The sequence below is a fragment of the Syntrophus sp. (in: bacteria) genome, assembly GCF_040768185.1.
Classification (GTDB): Bacteria; Desulfobacterota; Syntrophia; order Syntrophales; family Syntrophaceae; genus Syntrophus; species Syntrophus buswellii.
The window spans coordinates 128612-151453 of the sequence record NZ_JAXGNC010000008.1 but is presented as its reverse complement, the minus strand read 5'-3'; the positions used below and the strand labels follow the sequence as shown (position 1 = coordinate 151453).

The 22842-nt window shown below is 57.2% G+C and carries 20 protein-coding genes, 2 pseudogenes and 2 riboswitches; of the genes and pseudogenes, 3 read left to right on the top strand and 19 right to left on the bottom strand.

The features are described 5' to 3' along the window. Nucleotides 1-251 precede the first annotated feature (251 nt). From AB3175_RS09815 to AB3175_RS09765, 11 genes are all read right to left on the bottom strand, one after another. The gene (locus AB3175_RS09815; RefSeq protein ID WP_367360759.1) at nucleotides 252-872 is read right to left on the bottom strand and encodes a VPLPA-CTERM sorting domain-containing protein; all 621 of its coding nucleotides are present in this window, start codon (nucleotides 870-872) and stop codon (nucleotides 252-254) included. 397 nt (nucleotides 873-1269) lie between these two features. Then, a complete protein-coding gene (locus AB3175_RS09810; protein WP_367360758.1) occupies nucleotides 1270-1974 on the bottom strand; it encodes a VPLPA-CTERM sorting domain-containing protein in 705 nt (234 codons plus the stop codon). A gap of 394 nt (nucleotides 1975-2368) precedes the next feature. Next, entirely contained in the window at nucleotides 2369-2935 is a 567-nt protein-coding gene (locus tag AB3175_RS09805; RefSeq protein ID WP_367360757.1) for a VPLPA-CTERM sorting domain-containing protein, read from the bottom strand. Between the two features lie 55 nt (nucleotides 2936-2990). Further along, nucleotides 2991-3185 carry a hypothetical protein gene (locus tag AB3175_RS09800; RefSeq protein ID WP_367360756.1) on the bottom strand — a complete coding sequence of 65 codons (195 nt, stop codon included), beginning with the start codon at nucleotides 3183-3185 and terminating at the stop codon, nucleotides 2991-2993. A 168-nt stretch (nucleotides 3186-3353) separates the two neighbouring features. Beyond that, nucleotides 3354-4004, bottom strand: a complete 651-nt coding sequence (locus tag AB3175_RS09795) for a response regulator (RefSeq protein ID WP_367360755.1) — start codon at nucleotides 4002-4004, stop codon at nucleotides 3354-3356. A 7-nt stretch (nucleotides 4005-4011) separates the two neighbouring features. Then, nucleotides 4012-5616 carry an ATP-binding protein gene (locus AB3175_RS09790; RefSeq protein WP_367360754.1) on the bottom strand — a complete coding sequence of 535 codons (1605 nt, stop codon included), beginning with the start codon at nucleotides 5614-5616 and terminating at the stop codon, nucleotides 4012-4014. Next, entirely contained in the window at nucleotides 5603-8803 is a 3201-nt protein-coding gene (gene carB, locus AB3175_RS09785; RefSeq protein WP_367360753.1) for a carbamoyl-phosphate synthase large subunit, read from the bottom strand. The genes AB3175_RS09790 and carB overlap by 14 nt, the downstream gene beginning before the upstream one ends. A gap of 148 nt (nucleotides 8804-8951) precedes the next feature. Next, nucleotides 8952-10196 carry a dicarboxylate/amino acid:cation symporter gene (locus AB3175_RS09780; protein ID WP_367360752.1) on the bottom strand — a complete coding sequence of 415 codons (1245 nt, stop codon included), beginning with the start codon at nucleotides 10194-10196 and terminating at the stop codon, nucleotides 8952-8954. 229 nt (nucleotides 10197-10425) lie between these two features. Further along, a complete protein-coding gene (locus tag AB3175_RS09775; RefSeq protein WP_367360751.1) occupies nucleotides 10426-11304 on the bottom strand; it encodes an energy transducer TonB in 879 nt (292 codons plus the stop codon). A gap of 10 nt (nucleotides 11305-11314) precedes the next feature. After that, nucleotides 11315-12253 carry an ABC transporter substrate-binding protein gene (locus AB3175_RS09770; protein ID WP_367360750.1) on the bottom strand — a complete coding sequence of 313 codons (939 nt, stop codon included), beginning with the start codon at nucleotides 12251-12253 and terminating at the stop codon, nucleotides 11315-11317. A gap of 47 nt (nucleotides 12254-12300) precedes the next feature. After that, entirely contained in the window at nucleotides 12301-14298 is a 1998-nt protein-coding gene (locus AB3175_RS09765; RefSeq protein WP_367360749.1) for a TonB-dependent receptor, read from the bottom strand. 138 nt (nucleotides 14299-14436) lie between these two features. Next, a riboswitch (cobalamin riboswitch) is annotated at nucleotides 14437-14636 on the bottom strand. A gap of 83 nt (nucleotides 14637-14719) precedes the next feature. Here AB3175_RS09765 and AB3175_RS09760 point away from each other — a divergent pair. Continuing rightward, nucleotides 14720-14869, top strand: coding sequence for a hypothetical protein (locus AB3175_RS09760; protein WP_367360748.1), 150 nt, complete (start codon nucleotides 14720-14722; stop codon nucleotides 14867-14869). 15 nt (nucleotides 14870-14884) lie between these two features. On the opposite strand, the pseudogene AB3175_RS09755 reads toward AB3175_RS09760, so the two are convergent. The 3 genes and pseudogenes from AB3175_RS09755 to AB3175_RS09745 form a co-directional block, all read right to left on the bottom strand. Beyond that, nucleotides 14885-15316, bottom strand: a pseudogene (locus AB3175_RS09755) (ABC transporter ATP-binding protein); the annotation flags it as partial. 41 nt (nucleotides 15317-15357) lie between these two features. Continuing rightward, entirely contained in the window at nucleotides 15358-16395 is a 1038-nt protein-coding gene (locus tag AB3175_RS09750; protein WP_367360747.1) for a FecCD family ABC transporter permease, read from the bottom strand. A 197-nt stretch (nucleotides 16396-16592) separates the two neighbouring features. Then, nucleotides 16593-16716, bottom strand: a riboswitch (cobalamin riboswitch). A gap of 72 nt (nucleotides 16717-16788) precedes the next feature. Further along, nucleotides 16789-17082: a hypothetical protein gene (locus AB3175_RS09745; RefSeq protein ID WP_367360746.1), complete on the bottom strand. Its 294-nt coding sequence runs from the start codon at nucleotides 17080-17082 to the stop codon at nucleotides 16789-16791. 391 nt (nucleotides 17083-17473) lie between these two features. Here AB3175_RS09745 and AB3175_RS09740 point away from each other — a divergent pair, with 391 nt between their 5' ends. Both AB3175_RS09740 and AB3175_RS09735 read left to right on the top strand, forming a co-directional pair. After that, nucleotides 17474-17806 carry a PAS domain-containing protein gene (locus AB3175_RS09740; RefSeq protein ID WP_367360745.1) on the top strand — a complete coding sequence of 111 codons (333 nt, stop codon included), beginning with the start codon at nucleotides 17474-17476 and terminating at the stop codon, nucleotides 17804-17806. A 62-nt stretch (nucleotides 17807-17868) separates the two neighbouring features. After that, nucleotides 17869-18660, top strand: a complete 792-nt coding sequence (locus AB3175_RS09735) for a LuxR C-terminal-related transcriptional regulator (protein WP_367360744.1) — start codon at nucleotides 17869-17871, stop codon at nucleotides 18658-18660. 252 nt (nucleotides 18661-18912) lie between these two features. Here AB3175_RS09735 and AB3175_RS09730 read toward each other — a convergent pair. The 5 genes and pseudogenes from AB3175_RS09730 to AB3175_RS09710 form a co-directional block, all read right to left on the bottom strand. After that, a pseudogene (locus AB3175_RS09730) lies at nucleotides 18913-19364 on the bottom strand (sodium ion-translocating decarboxylase subunit beta). Then, a complete protein-coding gene (locus AB3175_RS09725; protein ID WP_367360743.1) occupies nucleotides 19252-19512 on the bottom strand; it encodes a sodium ion-translocating decarboxylase subunit beta in 261 nt (86 codons plus the stop codon). Before AB3175_RS09725 ends, AB3175_RS09730 begins: the two are co-directional and overlap by 113 nt. Continuing rightward, the gene (locus tag AB3175_RS09720; protein ID WP_367360742.1) at nucleotides 19479-20144 is read right to left on the bottom strand and encodes a sodium ion-translocating decarboxylase subunit beta; all 666 of its coding nucleotides are present in this window, start codon (nucleotides 20142-20144) and stop codon (nucleotides 19479-19481) included. The genes AB3175_RS09725 and AB3175_RS09720 overlap by 34 nt, the downstream gene beginning before the upstream one ends. 116 nt (nucleotides 20145-20260) lie before the next feature. Further along, complete coding sequence (locus tag AB3175_RS09715) at nucleotides 20261-20416, bottom strand: hypothetical protein (RefSeq protein ID WP_367360741.1); 156 nt, start codon at nucleotides 20414-20416, stop codon at nucleotides 20261-20263. Between the two features lie 894 nt (nucleotides 20417-21310). Continuing rightward, the gene (locus AB3175_RS09710) at nucleotides 21311-22654 is read right to left on the bottom strand and encodes a sodium:proton antiporter (protein WP_367360740.1); all 1344 of its coding nucleotides are present in this window, start codon (nucleotides 22652-22654) and stop codon (nucleotides 21311-21313) included. Nucleotides 22655-22842 lie beyond the last annotated feature (188 nt).

Genomic DNA, 22842 nt, shown 5'->3' with positions numbered 1-22842 from the left:
CGCCTGGTTATGAGAGCGGATCAGGCGGTTCTTCCGGAGGATCGGCCAGGGTGAAGAACGGAAAAAAACGTACCGGGGCCGCTGGGATGGTGCGGAACCAAAAAGAGGAGCCTCTGCAGGGTTTGCAGAGGCTCCTCTTTCCGGTTCCGTTCGGCAGGCGGTAAAGAAAACGGCGGAAATTCAAAAGCGCCCTGCCACGCCAAATCCTTCAGCTCCTTGTTCAGAATCAACGGGAGCGGAAGGAAGAAACATCATGCTTTGCGTCGGCGGAATGCCGCGAGACCGACCAGGCCGCTTCCAAGAAGCCAGACCGCTCCCGGAAGAGGAACGACGGCTTTTCCGTCACCGGCGGCATAGCCTGATTCGCCGTTCTCCGGTACGATGTGCGCGGCTGCCAGGTAACCCTGATCGTTGATGTGAAGGACCTCTTTCGCGTCGGTCCAATCGGAATTAACGGTGGTGTTCGTGACGTCAAAACTGAATGAATCCAGCTTTCCCAGCTTGCTGAAGGCTGCATTGAACTCTCCGAATTCACTGAAGTTCTTTTCCTCTCCCTTGGCCAATTCGCCGGCGCTTAAGTTCGACGTGCTGAAAAGAAACGCGTTGAGCTGCACACCAAGCCGGTTCTGCAGCCTGTAACCGTTCAGGGCTTCGACGACGATCGTCGCCTCATCGATGGCCTGGAGATTCACCGTCACCTTCGCATAATCGTCCATCATGCCGCCATTGAGGTCCTTGCTGGCGTAAATCAGATTGAAGGAGTACGAGGAAAGATAAGCCGATGCATTGGATGCGAACAGAAGAAGAGCAAGCAGGCAGGCGATCAAGGTTAATTTTTTGCTGAATCCCGCAAATAAACGTTTTCGATTCATTAAACACCTCCTTAAAGTAAATGATCCGTTAAAAAAACTGAATACACACGCCCCATAACTCTAAGGGAGCCCTGTTCTGCTGTTTGGGGCCTGTCAACGTTTGTCCCGTGAGCCCTGTATGAAAAACTTCACATATGACCCTGATCAATACCGGATTGTTAAAAAAAAATCAATCACTGAAAATTTCGGGTATCTTCCCGGGCGGAATTTTCTGGTGAACGTCCAAGACACATGGAAATCGCAAACGCTTGAAAATAGACGAGTTGAAAGCCGCCGTCGGGATGGAGCAGGAGGGAAGAAGAGGGCAGGGAGATGGCCCGCCCGATGTTGATGAAGAGATCCGGAAGGAGAAGAGCCCCCGCATGGTCTGCAGAGGCTTTTCTCAGGAACGCCTGTTTCAGAAACCTTGTCTTTTGAAGAGGCCGCCGCTTCTCCTGATTACAGCAAGCCCCAGTAGGCCGGAGCCGAGCAGCCAGGCCGCCGCTGGAAGAGGAACCGGAGAAGGATCCTTGATCCAGGTGGAGTCTTCAGGGTCGGGCCACAGGGTGGGAATGCCCTGGATGTGCGCCGCAACATGGGCGCTGTCCCCCTTTCCCGCATTCCAGAAGTCGAAATCTTCCACTGTAAGACCACTGCCGGTCAGCGTCAGGATGACGGTTTCTCCGACACCGTCAAAACGGTTGACGGAAGCCTTTTTGAAGTGCAGTTCGATATCATAGCCGTGGCTGCCTCCGGCGGTCTGTTTGTCCTGATCCGTGGCGATGATCCTGCTCACGGTGTCGTCGGAGGTTCCCCCAGTCCTTGTGATCACCAGGCCGCTCGGATCGATGGCCGGATGAACGCTGAAATCCACCTGACTGATGAATTCACTGGCCACGCCGAGGCCGGAAGTCAATGTCAGGATCACCGACCCGGAGCCTCCACCATCATCAAATGCTGCCATGAGCCAGCCGTTGGGGGTGAGTGGGGATTTCGGGTCCACTTTGCCGGTAAAGGCTGTTCCCAGGCTGTAGGTTATCATCCCGGCTTGAGCCTGCCCCGGTGCCAAGCCAAAAACCACAAACAGTGCCGCCAAGAATGTCCATTTACGTATCTTTTTCACGTTACGATTCCCTCTCTCCCATCCGTTCTCATGATAGTCTGATCAACTGCGAAAAAAAGCCGGCCTGCATCACCGTCCTGTTTGGATTCACGTCGCCGTCTCCTCCAATCGATCGTTCAGGACAAATTCCATGCAAATCCCATGACGATTTTGTTCAATCCGGTTTGTCCAAGTGTGCCTGGAGAGATGATTATTTCCCGCTTCGGTCATTTCCGCATTCCAATCCGGAGCACTGCGGTCCGGATAGCGGCTCGTACTGCGGGTCTTGACATGGCCGTTCCTCTTCCGGCCACAGATGGTCGATGGCAGCCAAGCCGTATTTCTGGATAAAAAAAGGCTGTTGATGTTGAATCAACAGCCTTTTTGCCTTTCGTCCTTCCCTGCAGTCAGGAAATTACTTTTTCATCCGTCGACCGACTCCGATAAGCCCCAGCAGGCCGCTGCCCAGGAGCCACACCGCAGCGGGAATGGGAACAGGCGTACCGTACAGGGTGACATGGGAGAAACTTCCCTGGTCCGGCCATAGTCCGGTAATGGTGATCTCTTCCGTGCCGGTCCACCCCAGATTCGTCAGATTATAGAGGTACCAGGCATGGGTATCCGGGTTTGTGTCGGGCACAGCGCCGTCCTTGGCAAGGAGATAAGCCACCGGACCGATGATGGTGCCCCCCGTGTAGCTTATGACCGCATTCTCGGGTTCCGGCATATACGTGTAAGTGGTTTCGTAGGACCCGGCCAGCATCCCCATTTCAACACCGATCTCATCCCTGTATAACTCAACCGCCGGAGCGATCAGGGGAAGGATGATCATGTCAATTTCAGCTTGAGATGTCTCTTCCCCGGATGCAACGGTTGCCGTGGACAGATCGATATACACCGGTCCCGCACCTGCGCCTGGCACCATTGCCGCCATGATGAAAGCCGCAAGCAATGCCATGACTAAAATTTTTGCCTTGTTCATGTTTCCCTCCCTGTGGCGAAACCTTACCGCCTGGCTGATCTATTGAATGACATGGTTAACCTTCTGACACGATGGCGTCTTTTCGCCAACTAAATCCTCTTTCCGGTGATGCTTCCTTCACACCTCCTTTTCCTGTTTCTTTCTCAAAGAGGAAGATGAAATCCATCCGATGGATATACTTTACACGATCATAGTAGTTATTCAATCCGGTAAAATCTTGATTTTTATCTAAGGTAATGGAGTAAAGCATGGGCTGTTTTGCCTTAGGATGGCATGAAAAGCAGAAAGCGATGTCATACGGAATCCTGCCCGCCCCTCGGGAAAACCAGGGGGGCGAGGAAGGAACGATAGAGATGGAACAAGGATTCCCATCGAAAAAAAGAGCTTCCGGGGGGGAGGAAGGCTGGGCGGACGATGCCTAGGGGGCGTTCTGCACCCACTGAATGGCACATTTGAGAAGATCCGTGCCGTCTGCCAGCTTCAGCTTTTCCTTGATGTGGGCGCGGTAGGATTCGATGGTCTTGACGCTCAAGTGCAGCTTTTCCGCGATCTGGCTGGTTTTGTAACCCTGTCCGATCATCCGGAAAACGGTCAGTTCCCGGTTGCTCAGCAGATCAATGGGAGAACGGATCGCTTTGTCTTCGCTGGCAACCAGCTTTTCGAGCATGGAGGTGGCGATTTTTTCGCTCACGAAGATTTCCCCGGCCAGGACCCGGCGGATGGCCACGAGCACCTTTTCCAGGGCCTCCTGCTTCATGATGTAGCCCCTTGCCCCCGCACGGAGCGCCCGTTCGGCGAACAGGGACTCATCATGCATGGAAACCACGAGAGCGGGCAGGTTTCGATGGGTCAGCCTGACCGTTTTGATGAGTTCGATGCCGTCGATTCCCGGGAGGGAAATGTCGACGATGAGCAGGTCGGGTTTGTCCTCTTCGATTTTTTCCAGGGCCAGCTGGGCGTTATCGGCTTCGGCAACGACCCTCAGGTCAGGCTCCGAATTGATCAGAAGGGAAAGCCCCTTGCGGAGGATCGGATGATCATCAACAACGAGTACCCGTTTTTTTTTCATGTCGAAATCAATCTCCTCGACGGTTCGGAAAGGAGCAGGTCACCCTCGTTCCCCCCGTTTCGCCATCGGCGATTTCCAGGGAGGCCCCGATCATGGAGGCGCGATACTCCATGATATTCAGCCCCATGCCTTTTCCCTGATGAACCGCGTTCCGGATGCCGCAGCCGTTGTCGGAAACGGTCAGGACGACGGTGTCCTCCCGCCTGCGGAGGGCGATGGTCACCGTATCCGCCTTGCCGTGCTTGATGGCGTTGTTCAAGGCCTCCTGCACAATGCGGTAGAGATGCGTGGCCGCCTCAGGGTCGGGGATTTGTATCTCTTCCTCGTAAATGACGGGACAGGAAATGCCGAAGAGCTTTTCCACATTGGCGGCCAGTGAAGAAAGGGCCATTCGAAGACCCTCCGCCTCAAGCCTGACGGGGTTCAGGCCACGGGCAAACCCCCGCGTCATTGTGATGGCCTGATCGATCAGTCCCACCATTTCCGAAACGTCGGCAGGCTTCAGGTCCCGGTGTCCGGCGATGTTCTTCTCGAGGACCTTTCCCATGAATCCGATCCCTGCCAGATGCTGACACAGGCTGTCATGGAGGTCCTGGCCGATCCGCCTCTGCTCCCTGCCGCTGATTTCCAGGATCTCCCGTTCCAGGCGCTTTCTCCGGGTGATGTCCCGGACAATGGCCAGGACATTGTCCGGAGGATATCGGACCATGCGGATTTCAAAGTCCCTGCGCTCTCCGGAAAGGGGGATGTTCTGCTCAAAAAGCTGAACCCCTCCCGTTGCCAAGGTATGGCGCACATAGGCCATGATCTGATCCACGAGCCGTCGGGGCAGAACCGGTTTCAGCTCTTCGATGTCGTACAGGTTCCGGCCCAGGATGTCGGGCGTGATGAACCGGGCGAGATCAAACTGTCCCCGGTGAAAACCGAGGAGCACGCCCTCCCCATTGACCTGAAACATCAAATCGGGAATGGCGTCGAGAAGCGCCCGGTTCTGGGACTGGCTTTCCTGGAGGGCTTCCTCGGCCCGTTTCCGGACGACCATTTCTCCGATCCGCTCCGCGATGACCTCGATCAGGCTCCGCTCTTCCTTCAGAAAGGGCCCTTCATCCCGTAGAGGCCTTTCCTCTCTGTAAAAAACATCCAGGCAACCCGCCTGTCTGCCCTGGAGCAGGATCCGCTGCGACTGTCTCCAGACTGTTTCGGAAAAAGGGGTGCTTTGAAACTCCAAATCGTTGAGGATAATCCGGCTGCAGGCAATTTCCGGATACGTCCATGCTCCGGGGATGACATCCACGGTCCGTTTCAGGGCCTCTTCCAGGGTCAGGCCCTGCTTCCCCATGATGCCGGAAATCTCATAGAGGCAGTTCAACTCCTTGACGCGCTCGGTGAGCTGTCCCGCAAGTTCGACAAGGGTTCGTCGGGATTTTTTTAGGTTCCGCTCGGATTCCCGGAACCGCTCAATCTGCTGTTCCGCCTGCTTCAAGGCGGCGGAGAGACCCGGGGCCGCCCCTTCGGCACATGCTTTCACGGTCCCGGCGGGGTTGCCCTTCCCGCCTCGTTCCTCCCTTCGGCTTCCCCTGGAGGGGGAGCACCGGGAATCATTTGATATCATGATGGTAGCTCTGAAGGGACTTCGCCCGGCCATGGCCTTGCCTGAACGTGGCGATCCCCTTGACGGCCGCCGCCGCCGCCGCGATCGTTGTGATGTAGGGGACCCTGTATTTGATCGCCGCCTTGCGGATGTAGGAGTCGTCATAGGCGCTCGTCCTTCCGCTCGGCGAGTTGATGATGAGCTGAATCTCTCCGTTTTTGATGCTGTCGACGATATTGGGCCTTCCCTCGTGCATCTTCAGGATGGTCTGGGCCTCGATCCCGTGGTCTGCCAGATACTCCTGTGTCCCCTTCGTGGCGATGAGCCGGAAACCCAGTTCCTGAAATTTCTTGGCGACGCTGAGGATTCCGCCCTTGTCACGCGGCTCAACGGTCAGGAGGACCGTTCCTTCTCCGGGAAGAACCGACTGGGCCGCTTCCTCGGCCTTGAAAAAGGCGAGCCCGAAGGAGTCGGCCAGGCCGAGGACCTCGCCGGTGGACCGCATCTCCGGTCCAAGGAGCGGATCGACTTCCTGGAACATGTTGAAGGGGAAGACCGCTTCCTTTACCCCGAAGTGGGGGACCGTCCGGTTGGAAAGGTTGAGTTCCGACAGCTTCTTTCCCAGCATGACCTGGGTGGCGATCCGGGCCATGGAGATGTTGCAGATCTTGGAAACCAGGGGAACCGTGCGGGAGGCCCGCGGGTTGGCTTCCAGGATGTAGACGACATCGTCGGCAATGGCGTATTGGATGTTCATGAGGCCCACCACCTTGAACTCGATGGCGATGGTACGGGTGTATTCGTTGATCGTTTCGATGTGCTTGGGGGCGATGCTGATCGGCGGAATGACGCAGGCGGAGTCGCCGGAATGAATGCCCGCCAGCTCGATATGCTCCATCACGGCGGGGACAAAGGCGTCCGTCCCGTCGGCAATGGCGTCGGCCTCCGCCTCGATGGCGTTTTCCAGAAACTTGTCGATGAGGATGGGGCGCTCCGGGGTGACCCCCACCGCCGCCGCTACGTATCGCTTCAGCATCTCTTCGTCATGGACGACTTCCATGCCCCTGCCTCCCAGCACGTAGGAAGGGCGAACCATGAGGGGATAGCCGATCCGGTTGGCGACGACCAGGGCTTCCTCAAGGTTGATGGCCATTCCGGACTCCGGCATGGGGATCCCCAGCCTGCGCATCATCTTTCGGAAGCGGTCGCGGTCCTCGGCCAGATCGATGGTTTCCGGCGAGGTCCCGATGATCCGGACGCCCGCCTTTTCCAGTTCGCCGGCGATGTTCAGCGGTGTCTGGCCCCCGAACTGGGCGATGACCCCCTCCGGCTTTTCCTTCTCGTAGATGCTCAGGACGTCCTCCACCGTGAGCGGTTCGAAATAGAGCTTGTTGGAGGTGTCGTAGTCCGTCGAGACCGTTTCGGGATTGCAGTTCACCATGATGGACTCGTAGCCCTCGTCGCGGATGGCGAAGGCCGCGTGGACGCAGCAGTAGTCGAACTCGATGCCCTGGCCGATGCGGTTGGGGCCACCGCCCAGGACCATGATCTTCTTCCGGTCGCTGACCGCCACTTGGTCCCGGCCGTTGTAGGTGGAGTAATAGTAGGCCGCGTTTTCCACGCCGCTGACGGGGACGGCTTCCCAGGCTTCGACGACGCCCAGTGCGGAGCGCTGCCTGCGGATCTCCGGCTCCGGAACGTTGAGGATCTGTGACAGGTAGCGGTCCGCAAATCCGTCTTTCTTCGCCCTGGCCAGCAGTTCATCGGGAAGGGCCTTCCCCTTGTATTTCAGGATCTCTTCCTCCAGATCGACCAGTTCCTTCATCTGCTCGATAAACCAGCGCTTGATGTGGGTCTTTCTGGAGAGCATCGCCACATCCGCGCCTTTGCGGATCGCCTCGTACATCAGGAACTGCCGTTCGCTGGAAGCCTCCGACAGCCGCTCCAGCAGGTCGTCCAGGCTTTTTTCATGGAAATCCGCCGCGAATCCCAGACCGTAACGGCCCTTTTCCAGGGAGCGGATCGCCTTCTGAAAGGCCTCCTTGTAATTCTTGCCGATGCTCATGACCTCGCCCACGGCCCGCATCTGGGTGCCGAGTTTATCCTGGGCGCCGGGAAACTTCTCGAAGTCCCACCGGGCAAACTTCACCACGACATAGTCACCCCATGGGGTGTACTTGTCGAGGGTCCCCTCCCGCCAATAGGGGATCTCATCGAGGGTGAGCCCCCCTGCAAGCATGGAGGAAACCAAGGCAATGGGGAATCCGGTGGCCTTCGAGGCCAGGGCGGAAGAGCGGGAGGTCCGGGGGTTGATCTCGATGATGACAACCCGCCCCGTTTCCGGATTGTGGGCGAACTGGATGTTCGTTCCGCCGATGACCTGGATGGCCTCCACGATGGCATAGGCATATTTCCGGAGCCGTTCCTGGAGCTCCGGGGCGATGGTCAGCATGGGAGCCGTGCAGTAGGAGTCCCCCGTGTGGACGCCCATGGCGTCGACATTTTCGATGAAGCACACGGTAATCATCTGGTTTTTCTCGTCGCGGACGACTTCCAGCTCCAGCTCCTCCCAGCCGAGAACGGACTCTTCGATCAGGATCTGACCAACGCGGCTGGCTGAAATGCCTCGGCTGGCAACGGTCCTGAGCTCTTCAGAGTTGTAGACGAGGCCGCCTCCCGTTCCTCCCATGGTGTAAGCCGGGCGGACCACGACGGGATAGCCGAGCCGGGCGGCGATTTTCTCCGCCTCTTCCACCGTATAGGCGGGCTCGCTCCTGGGCATGTCGATTCCCAGGCGGGTCATCGTTTCCTTGAAGGCGATCCGGTCTTCGCCCCGCTCGATGGCGTCCACCTGGACGCCGATGACCTGGACGCCGTATTTTTCCAGAATGCCCAGCTTGGCCAACTCGGCCGTCAGGTTCAGGCCCGTCTGCCCCCCAAGGTTGGGGAGGATGGCATCAGGCTTTTCATTTTCAATGATTTCAATCATGGACTGGACGTTCAGGGGCTCGATGTAGGTGACATCGGCTGTTCCGGGGTCTGTCATGATCGTGGCCGGATTGGAGTTGACCAGCACAATTTCATAGCCGAGCTTCCGCAGGGCCTTGCAGGCCTGGGTGCCGGAATAGTCAAATTCGCAGGCCTGCCCGATGACAATGGGTCCGGACCCGATAATCATGATTTTTCTGAGATCGTCGCGCTTCGGCATGGTGGAGCATCCTCCTGAAAAAGATTTCGCGGGGCAGTTTGAAGAAAAATGCGTTGCATATTGAAAACCGGGGGAAAAGATCTAACGTGTGCCCAGCACGGGCGGACTATAGGTAAGTACCTCTTTCTTGTCAAGCGATATAAAATGTTTAAATATCGACGGTATTCATCCATCTCTTCCCCCCGAGCATCCGTGCGACCATCATGCTGCACACGTTGTCTCCGGCGGAATTGACCAGGGTGGCGGGGGGGTCGACGAGGACGCCGATCATGGAGATGATGGGGAAGGCCTCCAGGGGGAAGCCGTAGAGTGAGATGATCAGCAGTTCGCCAATAAAACCGCCGCCGGGGATTCCACTCATCACGGTTCCGCTCAGAAGGGCGATGCCCAGCGCCGTCAGAAGCGTCCCCGTTCCGGAGAAATCCAGGTTGAAGATGCCGAAGAGAAAGGCGATTTTCAGGACGGCCGCCAGGCAGGAACCGTCCATGTGAATGGTGGCGCCGATGGGGATGACGAGTTCGGATATGTCCTTCGGGACGCCGCTTCGGTTGGCGGCCTCCAGATTGGAGGGGATGGCGGCGACGCTGCTGCCCGTTGCCAGGGCGGTCAGGGCCGGGGGAACAATGTTTCTCCAGAAGGTCCGCACCCCCGGGCCTTTCCCGGCGAGATAGGCGTATATCGAAAAGCCGGCAAAGAAGTAGAAAAACGTTATGGGATAATAGAGCGTCATGGCCCGGAAATAAGAACCCAGGAGCTTCGGTCCGAAAACACCCGTGAGATAGGCGAAATAGGCGCACAGGCCCACGGGGGCGTAATACATGATCAGATCGATGGCCTTGATCATCACGTCACTGGCCGAAGTCAGAAAATCGGCAAAGGCCCGCCCCCTCTCCTTCAGGCAGGAGGTCGCAAGCCCGATCAGGATGGCGAACAGGATCAGGGCCGACATGTTCTTCTTGGACAGGACATCGGGAAAATCGGGCGTGGTGAAGGCCCTGACGATCTGGTCCGCCGTGTCCAGCGACTGGAGCTTTCCCGCGGATTGAAGTGTGATGGAAACGCCCGCGGCCGGCGGATACAAGGAAACACCGATCATCATGAATACGGAAGCCACTGCGCCCGTCAGGACAAAGACCCCCAGCATGGAGAAGAGGATCCTGCCCAGCCGCCGACCGTTGGTCATCCCCGCCACGGCCGAAGAGATGGAAAAGAACACGAGGGGCACCAGGGCGGTGAAGAGGAGATTGAGGAAAATATCGCCCAGCGGCTTGAGGAGGGCCGCATCCTCTTTAAGGAGAAGCCCGAGCCCGGAGCCGATTCCAATGGAGAAGAGCAGCAGCAGTGAGAAGCCGTAGGATCGAAGAAAGGGAGAGGAAAAGGGCTTTGTCTTCATAGCTGTCCTGAATCGCCGCCAGGCTCTGCCTGCATGCCCCGGTCGTCGACGATGGAATTCCTTTCGTTGTGCCGCTGCGTTCCTCCCGGACCGGAAGATGCGACACGTCCGGGTAGGGGCGGCCCTGCACCGGGCTTAATAACGGCAACGGAACCGAAAAGTCAAGTAGGTTGACGGATTTCCCCCGGACGTGTCGCCGGGGGGTCCTGAAAGGCGCCCACGGCGATCCTCAGCGGGCATCCCGGAGAACGAACCGGATGGGCACATCCCCCCGGGAGCGGACGGGAAGGCCGTTTTTCTCCGCCGGGACGAATTTCCATTTCCGGATCGCTTCAAGAGCCGCTTGATCCAGGATGACATGTCCCGAGGACTTTTTCACCAGCAGCTGCCCGGGCGCCCCGTTTTCCAGGATCTCCACGGAGATAAGAACGAGTCCCTCATACCCCTTCCGCCGTGCTGAGGCCGGATAGATGGGGGGAGGGGTTTGCCGGTAACGGGAAAGGGTGGAGCCTGAAATTGCGTGGAATCGGCCGGACGGCTCGAGGTTCCGCTCCATGCCGGAACCGGAAGACATCGACGCGGCGTCCCGTCCGCTTTCCGCGGCCGGAAACGACACGGACAGGGCCGTCCCGGCGTGCGGGGTCTGCAGGTCAGGGCCTGCCGGGATTGAAATTGTTTTCTCTGCGCCCGAGTCTTGCGCCTTTCCCGGCAGCGAGGCGGGGCGGGGAAGCCTTTTTGCCGGTTTTTCCGGCGGCGGGGCGTTGAGAGGCCGGCCATCATCGCTGTGATCTTCCGAAACGGCCGTGACGGAGGGGATCCCTTTCCCGGCAGCCTCAGCAGCGGCCCCGGCGGACTCTTCCTGACCCGGGTGTGCCGAAGAGCTGGAAGGGGCGTTCGCCCAGGAGACCAGGGTAATGTTCAGCCTGTTCAATGATCCGGTGTCTGCCGGAACGGAAAAAAGACCGCCCGCCGCAGCGATCAGGAGGATCACCAGGCCGTGAGCGACAAAGGACGCCATCAGGGCGCAGAGGAGGTTTCCCCCGGGGGGGGCCGGCCGGGGGGATTTCCCGAAGGCCGTTCTGGCGGTTATGTTCCGTTCCTGCTTCATCGCCGTCTGCTCATCTCCTCCGGCCGGAACATTCCCGCGGCCGTTGCCTGCCCGTTCGCTCCGGATGGAGAATTCCCGCGATTTCTTCCAGCCCCTGGACGATTCTCGGGGAAAACCGGTCGGTCAGGTCCGCGTTCACCAGGTGTATCCGGGAATTCCGCACGGCGGGGATGCTCTGCCAGCGGCTCCAGAAATCCAGATCCCCGTTCCGGGACGCCCTTTGAACCATGGGAGATAGCAGGATAACGTCCGGCTGTTTCGAAATCAGGGCTTCCAGGTTGTAGCGGGGATATTTCCCCGGTGCGCGGGCTGCGATGTTGTGCCCTCCGGCCATGGCGATCAACTCCGAATAAATGGTGCTCCCGCCCACGGTAACCAGGGGATGGGAATCAATCTGGACAAAGACTTTCGGCCGCGGGCAGGAAGCCGTTCGGGATACGATGCGCTCCGCCCTTTTTCTCATCGAATCGGCCAGCTGCCTGGCGGCTGTTTCCCGCCCGGTGATCCTCCCGAGATTGATGATGGTGCGATAGATGTCGGAAAACCTTTCCGGATTAACGACGTAGACGTTCAGCCCGGCCTGCTCCAGCCGATTGACGGCTTCCCTGCGGTTCCCGTTGGTAGTGCCGATCACCAGGTCCGGCGACAGGGAGAGGATGCGTTCCAGGGAAAGGGACACATAGCTTCCCACCTTCGGTTTGCCCTTCGCCGCATCGGGATAGTCGCTGAACTGTGATACGCCCACGATTTCCTTCTCCAGACCCAGGGCAAAAAGGATTTCCGAGATGTCCGGCGCCAGGGAAACGATTCTCCGCGGAGCATCGGGAACGAAGACCCTCCTGCCTGTTTCGTCCATTACCGTGGCGGCATGGGCAAAGGGGCAGAGGGCCAGGGCGGCCACGATGGATGCGATGCGGAGCATTTTCATTGCTGCCCGGTGTCTCATCATAGCGCTCCCCTTTCTGACCTCCCTCTCCCAAATCCTGTTCAAACAGGCTAAAATTTAAAGGATATTCCACCATTGACGGTTATGCCCGGCAGGGGGTAGTAGCCGTTGTAATAGATCAGCACCGGTTTCTCGTCGGTGAGATTTTCCACGCCGGCGAAGGCCGAGAACTTAAGCTTCTTCAGCGTTGGGCGGTAATAGAGGAAAAGATTGCACAGGGTGGTATCGTCGATCTTGTCCTCGCTGTTGCTGAGGTCTCCGCCCCGATAGGCCTCTCCGGCGTAGCGGATCTCCGGGTTCAGCTCAAAGCCGCCGGGGAGATAGAGGATCGCCCCGGCGGTTCCAAGGAGATTGGAAACCAGCGGTACGTCCTTGCCGGCATTCGGTCCGTTGCGGAATTCCGCACGGCGGTAAGACATCTGGGCGTAGACCCTGGCCGCCTTTTCCCAGAGATAGGAGGCGCCCAGTTCAATGCCTTCGTGGCGGGTTTTGTCAAGATTCTGATTGACCCAGTTCTGGTCCGGGGAGATCTCGTCTTCCATGTCGATCCGGTAGAGCGTCAGATCCAGGGAAAGATTCGGGATTGGAACGAGGTTGACGCCCACCTCGTAAGACCTGCCCGTCTCCTGGTCGAGATCCGTATTGAAGGCGTCCCAGCCATACCCGTAATAGGAGGCCTGTTCATCAAGGTAGGGGTAACGGAACACCGTGGCGTACTTGGCGAAGGCCTTCGATTTTTCTCCGATCATCCACGTCAGGGCCGATTCAAAGGCCTTGGCATCATGCGTCTTATCGTCATCGAAGACGAGCGTTCCGTCCGCCAGCCTTTCTTTTCCCTTGATTCTGGCCCTTTCCGTTCGATAGCCGAGGGCCAGTATCAGGTCTTCCCGGACATGGAACTCGTTGCGGACATAGACCCCCAGGCTCCTGCGGGACAGTTCGGCGGTATTGATCCTTTCATCCTGTCCCCGGTCCGCATAGCCGTCCTTGTCCAGCCCTTCGTCGTAATAATCCAGTCCGACCAGGAGCTTGTTCCTGTGGTTGAACATGTTCCTGTCCAGGACATAGCGAGGCGTCATTCCGTAGGAGTCCAGGGTTACCCGGGAATAGGAGGACATGGACCTGTAGCTGGAGATGATCTCCTTGGCGCCGTAGAGAAACTGGAGGGAGAAGCTCCCGGCATCGCCGAAAAGGGTTTCCAGGGTCAGGTTCGCATGGAAGTCCTGATTTTCCCCGTCGTCATCGGGATTGCCGGACTGCCTCCTGTCCTTTTTGTATTCGGCCCTGGTCAGGGATCCCGGAAGTTGAAAATCCGTACGGTTGTAGGACAAAGCCAGCGAGGCGTTCCATGCCTCGCTGCCGTCGTAGCCCAGTTGAAAGCCCGCCCCACGCGAGGTGTACTTCGACCGGTCCCGGTAACCCTGCATCCCCGAATTTTCGCCGTTGAGGGAGTAGGAAACCTTCCCTTCCGAGCCGCGGATTCCCGCCTGTCCGCTGTAGAGGCCGTAGCTGCCCGCGGTGAACGAAGCGGACACTTCAGGCTTTCCTTCGCCCTTCTTCGTGAGTATGTTGATCACGCCGGCGATGGCGGAATCACCGTAAAGGACGCTGCCCGCGCCGCGGATGACTTCAATCCGTTCGATGTTGCTCAGAGAAATCTGAAGCCAGTTGATGGCGTTCATGTCCGGGTTGTTCAGCCTTTTACCGTCGAGCAGAACCAGGGTTTTACCCGAGGGGTTGTCCCCGCCGAAGCCCCGGAGGTCAATGGACGCCTGCGACGGGTTGCCGCTGTAGGTCCGGATCTGAATGCTTTCCAGTTTCCTGAGAACCTCCACAAGGCTCGTCGCACCGGATTCCTCGATCTCCTTGGCCGTAAGAACGCTGACGTTGGCGGGAACCGAGCGGACCTCCTCCGTGTCCCTTGTCGCCGTGACGACGATCTCTTCCATGGGTTCGGCGTCAGCGGTTCCCTGACTGAAAACCTGCGGACAGAAACACCAGAGTCCGCTCAAGACAAACAACAAAATAGCCGTAATCCTTTGATTCATTTCCCCTGCTCCTTTGAAATTTCAACGGTTGTTCACCAGATTCCACGGGTCGTTCCGACGCTTCAAAAGGCGGCATTTCAGGGGGATATCGTGAATTGTGTGCGGATCATGCGAACCTCCTTTCCCCTCGGTCAGGCTGAATTGAGATTTCCGTCAGATAAGTCTCCTGGCTTGCGGCTTGGCCTACCGTCCACGCCTTCCCGAATTTCCGGTGAAATTCAGTGGCATTCCGTGGATTTCGTTCCGCTTACAGTTGCGGGGCAGCGCCGGCTTTGACCGGCTTCCTCTGATCTGACAGACTTTCCGGCAACAGTGAGACCTGCGGCAATCCCGTTTCCGGATTGCGGCCGATAGTCACCGGGGTTTCAAACACCTCTCTTATGTTGGTCTCAGTAAGCACTTCCTCCGGACGCCCCTGTGCGTGGAGACTCCCCCGGTTCAGCAGGAGAAGCCGGTCACAGTAAAGCGCCGCGGTGTTGATGTCGTGGGTCACGGCGAGCACCGTCAGGTTTTTCCGGCGGTTCAGGCCTTTCAGCAGATCAAAAACGGCCGCCGTGTGCTTCATGTCTAGGTGAGCCGTGGATTCATCGAGGAAAAGGATCTGCGGCTCCTGGGCAAGCGCCCGGGCGATATGCGCACGCTTTTTTTCTCCGCCGCTGAGGTCATTCATGCTCCGCGAGGCCAGGGAAAGCGTTCCGGTGACTTCCATGGCGCGGCGGGCGACGGCGAAATCCCCTTCGAATTACAGCCTTCCCAGGTGAGGGGCCCGCCCATGAGGACGATGGCTCACCGTGAAGGGAGGCGGTTCGGGGGAATCCTGGGCTACAAAGGCCATGGTCCGGGCCAGGGCCTTTCTGGGGATCTTCCGGATATCCGCCCCGGAAACGGTTACCGTCCCCTGGTGAGGGGCGAGGATTCCGTTGCAGATTCGCAGCAGCGTGGTCTTTCCCGATCCGTTAGGTCCGAGAATGCCCAGAAATTCACCCTTCTCGACGGTGCAGGAAAGGCCCCGAAGCACCCAGCCGGCGGCTTCGTAACGGAAGTGGATGTCTTCAAGGTTCAAAACGACCACGATGAAAACCGTCCTTTCCGCAGCAGGTAAAGAAAATAGGGGGACCCGCACAGCGCCGTCACCACCCCGACGGGCAGGTCCATGTCGGGGACAAGGGTCCTGGCGAGGGTGTCCGCCGCGATCAGAAAGGAGGCCCCGAACAGCAGGGATGCGGGAAGGAGCAGCCGATGATCGGCTCCGAGGAGCATCCGCATGAGGTGCGGGATGATCAGCCCCACAAAGCCTACCGTGCCGCTGAACGCCACGGCCACCGACGTCAGAAGGGAGCCGGAAAGAAGGAGGAGAATCCGGATCCGTCCCACGCTGACTCCAAGATGGAGGGCCGTCTCCTCGCCCAGGGACATCAGGTTGATGGAGCGGGCGTTCAGCACGGCTACGGCAAAGCCGGCTGCAAGGACCAGCGCCGTCAGCATCGCTTCGGGATAACCGGCCAGGCTGAGATTGCCCATGAGCCAGAAGGTGATCTTCTGAAGGTCGGCATGGCTGCTCAGGGCCAGGGCCAGCATGATGAGGGCGGAGAAGAAGGCATTGACGATGACGCCGGCCAGCAGCAGGGTCCCGGGGGAAAATCCCCTCTTCGAGCCTCCCGCCGCCAGGACCAGGAACACCGTGAAGGCGGCTCCCAGGAAGGCCGGAACGGGGGTTCCCAGGGGCAGGGAGCCCAGGCCGGCAAAGATTCCGACAATCGCACCCAGGGCTGATCCGCCCGATATTCCGAGAATATAGGGATCGGCCAGGGGGTTCCGGAGCAGGGCCTGGAAAAGGACCCCCGCCGTGGACAACGACGCCCCCACCAGGCCGGCGAAAACAATCCGGGGCAGGCGCAGAGAAAACAGGATGGTCTTCTCCCCAGGGGTCAGGACAAAGGCCGGCATGCGTCCGCTTGTCAGCCCCTCCCGGATTTTCGAAAGCACGCCTGTTTCCGCGGGTCCGCACAGGAGAGAGGCCGCCGAGACGGCCAGCAGGACCGCAAGGAGCAGCAGGCTTGTTCTGAGGACTTTCTTCAGGGTGACCGCCGATTCCATTTCACGAAATCCGACATTCTCCGTTCCTCCAACAGGGCGGCCGCATTCTCGGCTCTCCGCAAGATCCGCCGGGGGACGGTAAAACGCTAACTAATTGTTATATCGTGGGAATTGGCATTTTCCCGGAGGGGAAAAAGGCGGACGTAACCAGGGAAATGTCTGCATCTTCTAACTCCCGCGAGTTTATTGATGGATCGGTATTCCGGCTTCGGGCTTCCTACTGACCAGCCTTCCCATCGGAGTTCGGCTCCGACAGTGGCTTGCTTTGGCGTTCGTTCCCTTCACGGCTGCGGGGCAGCGGGGGATTTTCACCCCTCTTCCTCATTATCCATCAGCTGATGACACGGCTGGGTGCCCCCTCTTCCAACAGAGGGGGACCTGCATCCTTCACGCTTAAAGAAGCTGTTCCATCGGAACGACGAACACGTGATAGCCCCCCTTTACGGGGCGCTCTTTTTTCAGCTTGCGGAACATGTCCGTCACATTTTGAACTTCTTCATCCTTGACGGCCAGCATCAGGAGGATGTACTTCTCCGTCCAGTAGATCGACCCTTCCTGGGCCATGTTTTCGATCTCGGGCGACCTTCCTATGACGCGTTCCATCTTGATGTATTTCTTGATATCGACCTGCGTCAAGGCGGCCATAACGTCTTGATCAACAGTTTCCGCATAGACAATCATCATCATCTTCATCATCATCACCTCGCTGGAATTTTCTTTAGTCTATCACAATCAGCGGCGCTTTTTAAACCGCTTTGTTGAAACAGCATCCTTGTGCAACGTGGATTTCATTCCGGGGATCTTCCCTGAACCGGCGGAAGAGCGTTGAAATGTTCCCTGAAAAGGGGGGCGCCGTTTGCCTGCACCCGCCGTTGGCGGCATTGGTCCGCTTCCCGTCGGCACTTCCGGCAATCGGGCTGTCCGGAGCTTCCTTGATGCGCCCTGAACGGAAAAATAAAGCGACAATTTGTGAAATCACTTGATCTATGAAAAAAAATCATTATAGCGTTTTTCCTGTTTCCATTCATGCACACTGAGCATGTCAAAAGAATTTCTTACGGGAAGGCGGAGTTGAACGATGGGGTACAGCAAAAGGATGCGCCGGGAAAAAATCGTCGAATATGATGTGCTGTATCAGAAATTCTTTGATCAGGAACTGTCCGCTCCGCCCGTCGATGCGGCTTCCGCGGATATTCTGAAGAAGCAGGCGGATGCCCTCCGGGAGCAGGCGGAACTGCTTGACCTGGCCGAGGACCTGATCATGGTTCTGGACATGGATCATCGTATTCTGTTCTGGAACCGGGGTGCGGAGAAAAAGTACGGCTGGAGCCGCGGGGAGTTCGGGGCGAGAACATCCGCTACCCTTCTCAGGACCAGCTTCCCGCCAGAGCCTGAAGAACGCAGAAGCTGATCGCCTGTGGCCAGTGGGAGGGGGAACTGAACCAGATCCGGCGGGACGGGAGTCCGATCCTGGTGGAGAGCCGGTGGAGCTTAAGGCGCAATGAGCAGGGAAAACCCCTGGCCATCCTGGAAATCAACCATGACATCAGCCAGCGAAAGCACGCGGAGGCGATGCTGCAGAAGACCCTGGGAGAGCTGGAGGCGCGCGTTCAGGAAAGGACGGCGGATCTCCAGAAGGTCAATGCGGAATTGCACGAGGAGATTATTGAGCGCAAGCGGATGGAGGAGGTCCTGAAACGAAGGGAGAAAGAGCTCAAAATCAATACGAAAAACCTCGAGGAACTCAATGCCGCTCTTACGGTGTTACTTAAAAAGAGGGAGGAAGATAAAAACGAGCTGGAGGAGAAGGTCCTCTCCAACGTGAAGAGCATGGTGCTGCCCTATGTAAAGAAGATCAAGATGACCGCCCTCGATGCCACCCAGATGAACTACATGAATATTCTGGAAGCGCATCTGAATGAAATCACCTCCCCTTTCCGCCACAAGTTGACATCCCAGTCCCTGAACCTGACGCCGCGGGAGGTCCAGGTCGCCCTGCTGATCAAGGATGGCCGAACAACCAAGGAGATCGCCGAATTGATGAATGTCTGCCCGGGTGCCGTGGCTCTACATCGCAATCACATCCGGAAAAAGCTCGGGTTGAATCATAAGAAAATCAATAGCGCTCTCACCTGTCCCTCCTGCCTTGAAAAAAAAGGATCTCGTTGCCGGGAAGCGGCGGGGAGCAGAAAAATTCCGGCAGCCTCTCCACGGGCTCTCATCCCCTGCGTGTTGCAAGATCCAGGGAATACAGTCCGAAAATGATCACGGCGTGACCGAGTGCCCCGATGGCGATCCGTGTCATGCCCGGGGGTATTCCGGGGCGAAGCTCCTGAGGCCAACACCCGACAGGGCGATGCATGTCCCGACAATCCACCACCCAGTAACGTTTCTTTTTAAAGATGGTCATAAGAAGATCGTCAAAAAGGGGGGACAAGAAAAAGCCTCCCCGAAAATGGGTCGTCCGGTTTTTACCGGATCTGGTAAACGCTCTTTGAACCGTAATTTTCCGATCGTTTATCCCAGTATGCCGATGAAGACACCACCGGCGATTGCCGCTCGAATGGCCCCGGCGACGTTCGGCCCCATGGCGTGCATCAGGAGAAGTTCGTACTTGTCTTCCGCCTGACCCATCACCTGAACAACCCGGGCGGACATGGGGACGGCGGAAACGATCATGGGATTGATCTTCTCCTTCAAGAAGAGGTTCATGATCTTGGCGAGGATGACCTTGCCGCGGCGGGCACTGGCAAGGAGACGACACCCAGGACGAACCAGCAGGGTCTTGGAGGGCGCAGAAAGTTCTGTGCGGGCATTGCCGCCCCTATGGCCAGGGTCAGAAAGATGGTGATGAGATCAACAAAGGTCGTTTGCGCCGTCTGGTTGAGCCTTTCCGTAACGCCGCACTCCTTGAAGAGGTTTCCCAGCATGAAGCAGCCCATCAGAGGGGCGGAGGTCGGTACGAGCAGGATGACGATGATTGCTGTGATCAAGGGGAAAACGATTTTTCCGGAGTCGTGATACCAGTCTGAGCGACAGCTTCATGTAGATCTGCCGCTCCTTCTTGGTGGTCAGGAGGCGTATCACGGGAGGAATGATGATGGGGACAAGGGCCATGTACGAATAACAGGCCGCAGCGGTAGCTCCGATAATGTGTGGCGCAAGCACCGGAGGTCACGTAGATCGTTGTTGGACCTTCCGCTCCGCCGTGATCCCGATCGAGGCCGCTTCCGCATCAGGCTGAATCCGAAGAAAAGAGACATGAAGAAGGCAAGGTAAACTCCGAACTGTGCTGCAGCCCCCAGGAGCAGGGTTTTGGGATTGGCGAGCATGGGACCGAAATCCGTCAGCGCGCCCAGGCAAAGAAACATGAGGGGCGGGAGGATCTGCCACATCACGCCGAACTGAAAGATCCGGGAGAGAAGCCCTATCGGGCGTGAAGGCAGTTCAGCCTGGTTGGTTTGTTCCATGGTCAGAATGGAGGCTATCACCTGTCCCTGCTCAACCCGCTGGCCTTTGGATACCTTCAGGCTGTCGACTCGTCCGAAAACGGGCGCTTTGACCTCCCCTGTATCAAGCTTGCATACGATGGCGCCTTTGTCGAAGCCGGTCCCTTTGTTCATGGACACTTCCATCACTGTTCCCGCCTGAGGGGCCCTCAGCATCATTTCGTAGTCCATCATGCCTCCGAGGGGCAGGTTGACAAGAATCATCCCGAACCCGATCGGAACCAGCAGAAGGGGTTCCATCCTTTGCAATTGCAAGATATGAGGGTCAAAGCTATTACGATCATCAGGGCGTTTCCCCAGTAAAACAGGGGGAACCCTGTTTCCATTAATCAAAAAGCACCTCTTTCTATCCTCCTTTATGATTGAACGGAGTCTATTTTTTGACACCGAAAAATTTCTGCAAGGTTATTCTCGTGAGTTCCACTGATATCCACAGCAGCATCAATATGCCAAAAACCAGCGAATCCGCCGGCAGCTGTTTTTATCGCCGAAGTCCAATCCATCGTATCCATAGACGCTCCCTTTTATCCGGACAAACCGGAATTATCAAATAAATCCTTGATCCCAAAGGGGTTTTTCTTCCCTTGCGATCTCGACAGCGACCCGCAGCAAACGGTCATGAACATCTCCTGGCAATGGTGCCATGACAGAAAACACTCATCTCCGCTCATCCTGATAAATTTAATTATATAATTCTAATAAAATTAAATAATTAGAGCAGGAATACTGACAAACAGACCTTGAAAATGCTCATTGACTGACATCGCGGATCAAACAGCTGCAAGCTGTTCATACGTTTCTTTTTCAGGTCTGTCAAGCTTTCGGTAATATGTTTCTATATAAGTAGTTTATTATATTCACTAATCATCGTTAAATATCTCAATATCACTATGAGTTGGAAATGGCCGGGTTTCACCGGACGGAATGGGCTACTTCTTGGTGATCCGCTGGTGGTGGTCGTGTTGGTCGTTGGGAGGGATGTTTACCGGGATCGATTTTTGGAGCAGAAATCAGTCCACCGAAATCGAGAGATCCCCGGGCCAGGTGAATGAGGGCAGGCGTCCCATGGGATACCTGCCCCCAGCCGAAGGAAAGGCCTGTCTGAATTGGGATGACGGAAACGGCAGGCCCTGTTCCCTGAGCTGTTTGAAACGGTAGGTGGGGATTAGAGGGATGGCTTTTTTCGTCTGAGTCCGGGAACTCGGACAAAGACAGGAAGGAACCCTTGATGCGGTAAGGAAACCGCAGGATTCTCCTCCCTGTCCTGTCTGAAAGAAGGGGAAATGCCGTTGGCGGTTCTCAAGATCCCGTCAATGGACATCTTCCGGCAATCGTGAGAAATTCCCGCCGGATGTCCGTCGTGTCCCCCCGCCGGAAGGGATTCCTTCCGGCCCTTCAGCTTTTGTCTAGCCGAAGAATATCCATGTGACAAAGAGAAAAAGCGGAATCAGGATGCCTGTGGACCAGGCCATATAGCCGAAGAAGGAGGGCATCCTGACCTTGTTCTCCTCGCAGATCGCCTTGACCATGAAGTTCGGACCGTTGCCGATATATGAGTTTGCCCCCATCAGAACGGATCCGGCTGAAATGGCCTTCAGCAGGGCTTCGGGGACGCCCACGACGAGTCCGGAAAGGATCCCCTGGGCGTGGGCGACGCTCTGGGCGGTGCTCATGAAGACGAGATAGGTGGGGGCGTTGTCCAGAAAGCTGGAGAGCAATCCGGATACCCAGAAGAACTGCCAGGGAGCAATCACACCGAGCTGACTGCCGTGCACCTGAAGCATGGTGAGGACGGGAACCATGGTGACAAAGATCCCGGCGAAGAGGATCGCCACTTCCCTGATGGGGTGATAGGTGAAGGCATTTTCTTCCCGCAGGTCCTTTTCGGTGAAATACACGGACAGGCCGGCGGCCGCGATCATGACGCCCTCACGGAGCCAGGGAATGGGGGGAAGGAAGAAAGAGCCGATAACGAGAAGGAGAAAGAGAAAATTGATCCTGCCCTTGATCTCCAGTTTTTTTTCGGGAAGCCGTTCCATCGCCCTTCGGGCCCGTTCCTTGCTCTCTTTTTTCACAAAGTGGGAATCCATTGCAAAGAAGAGAATCAGGAGGATTCCGATGGCCAAGGCCCAGATGGGCAGCAGCCTCAGCGTCCAGAAAAAGGGTACGCCCCGCAGAAACCCGAGAAACAGGGGCGGATCGCCCAGGGGCGTCAGGAGCCCGCCGATATTGGAAACGATGAAGATGAAAAAGATGTAGATGTGGACCACGTACCTCCGCCATTTGTTGGCCCGGATCAGGGGCCGGAGAAGCACCATGCTGGCGCCCGTCGTGCCGATAAGGCTTGCGAAGACGGACCCGATGAGAAGGAAGATCGCGTTCAGCATCGGCGTTCCCTGGGCCCCGACGCGGATGACAATCCCGCCGGCGATGATGAAGAGGGACCCCAGGAGGATAATGAAGGAGATGTATTCCTGAAGCACGTGCAGCAGCAGGGTCCACTCCGTGAAGATGACGAGGAGAGCCGCCGGGATGGCCAATCCGAGAGAGACCAAGCCGAAATACCTGCCCCACCAGTCCCCGTTGATCAGGGGGATGACGGCAATGCAGAGAAGGAGTCCGACAAAGAAGACACCGCTCCACAGGGGAAAATCCACCGTGTGGCTTCCTTCGGAGGCCATGGCCAGCGAAGGAAGAAGCAGCAGCAAAAGACCGATGGATACAATTCTAGCGTATGTTCCGTAAAACATCTTTATTCTCCATTATTTAGGAAAGTTTGTTTTAAGATAAACCCGAAGCCCGCATCAGCAGGGGCACAGCCGTTATGGTCTTTTTTTCAAAGGTCGGTTGTGACTGAGGTGCTTCCTTCCGCTCCTTCCTGCAGCGGAAAAAGCGGAAGGACTGGCAGAATTGAAAATTTTCAAGAGAATTGGATCTT

Bases quoted from the DNA above. Each gene is read 5' to 3' on its own strand.
- AB3175_RS09775 (WP_367360751.1), bottom strand. From the start codon at position 11,304: ATGAAGCAGGAACGGAACATAACCGCCAGAACGGCCTTCGGGAAATCC.
- AB3175_RS09740 (WP_367360745.1), top strand. From the start codon at position 17,474: ATGGGGTACAGCAAAAGGATGCGCCGGGAAAAAATCGTCGAATATGAT.
- AB3175_RS09795 (WP_367360755.1), bottom strand. From the start codon at position 4,004: ATGAAAAAAAAACGGGTACTCGTTGTTGATGATCATCCGATCCTCCGC.
- AB3175_RS09780 (WP_367360752.1), bottom strand. From the start codon at position 10,196: ATGAAGACAAAGCCCTTTTCCTCTCCCTTTCTTCGATCCTACGGCTTC.
- AB3175_RS09710 (WP_367360740.1), bottom strand. From the start codon at position 22,654: ATGTTTTACGGAACATACGCTAGAATTGTATCCATCGGTCTTTTGCTG.
- AB3175_RS09750 (WP_367360747.1), bottom strand. From the start codon at position 16,395: ATGGAATCGGCGGTCACCCTGAAGAAAGTCCTCAGAACAAGCCTGCTG.
- AB3175_RS09800 (WP_367360756.1), bottom strand. From the start codon at position 3,185: ATGCTTTACTCCATTACCTTAGATAAAAATCAAGATTTTACCGGATTG.
- AB3175_RS09770 (WP_367360750.1), bottom strand. From the start codon at position 12,253: ATGATGAGACACCGGGCAGCAATGAAAATGCTCCGCATCGCATCCATC.
- carB (WP_367360753.1), bottom strand. From the start codon at position 8,803: ATGCCGAAGCGCGACGATCTCAGAAAAATCATGATTATCGGGTCCGGA.
- AB3175_RS09720 (WP_367360742.1), bottom strand. From the start codon at position 20,144: ATGGAACCCCTTCTGCTGGTTCCGATCGGGTTCGGGATGATTCTTGTC.
- AB3175_RS09815 (WP_367360759.1), bottom strand. From the start codon at position 872: ATGAATCGAAAACGTTTATTTGCGGGATTCAGCAAAAAATTAACCTTG.
- AB3175_RS09725 (WP_367360743.1), bottom strand. From the start codon at position 19,512: ATGGCCCTTGTCCCCATCATCATTCCTCCCGTGATACGCCTCCTGACC.
- AB3175_RS09790 (WP_367360754.1), bottom strand. From the start codon at position 5,616: ATGATATCAAATGATTCCCGGTGCTCCCCCTCCAGGGGAAGCCGAAGG.
- AB3175_RS09765 (WP_367360749.1), bottom strand. From the start codon at position 14,298: ATGAATCAAAGGATTACGGCTATTTTGTTGTTTGTCTTGAGCGGACTC.
- AB3175_RS09805 (WP_367360757.1), bottom strand. From the start codon at position 2,935: ATGAACAAGGCAAAAATTTTAGTCATGGCATTGCTTGCGGCTTTCATC.
- AB3175_RS09745 (WP_367360746.1), bottom strand. From the start codon at position 17,082: ATGATGATGATTGTCTATGCGGAAACTGTTGATCAAGACGTTATGGCC.
- AB3175_RS09715 (WP_367360741.1), bottom strand. From the start codon at position 20,416: ATGGATACGATGGATTGGACTTCGGCGATAAAAACAGCTGCCGGCGGA.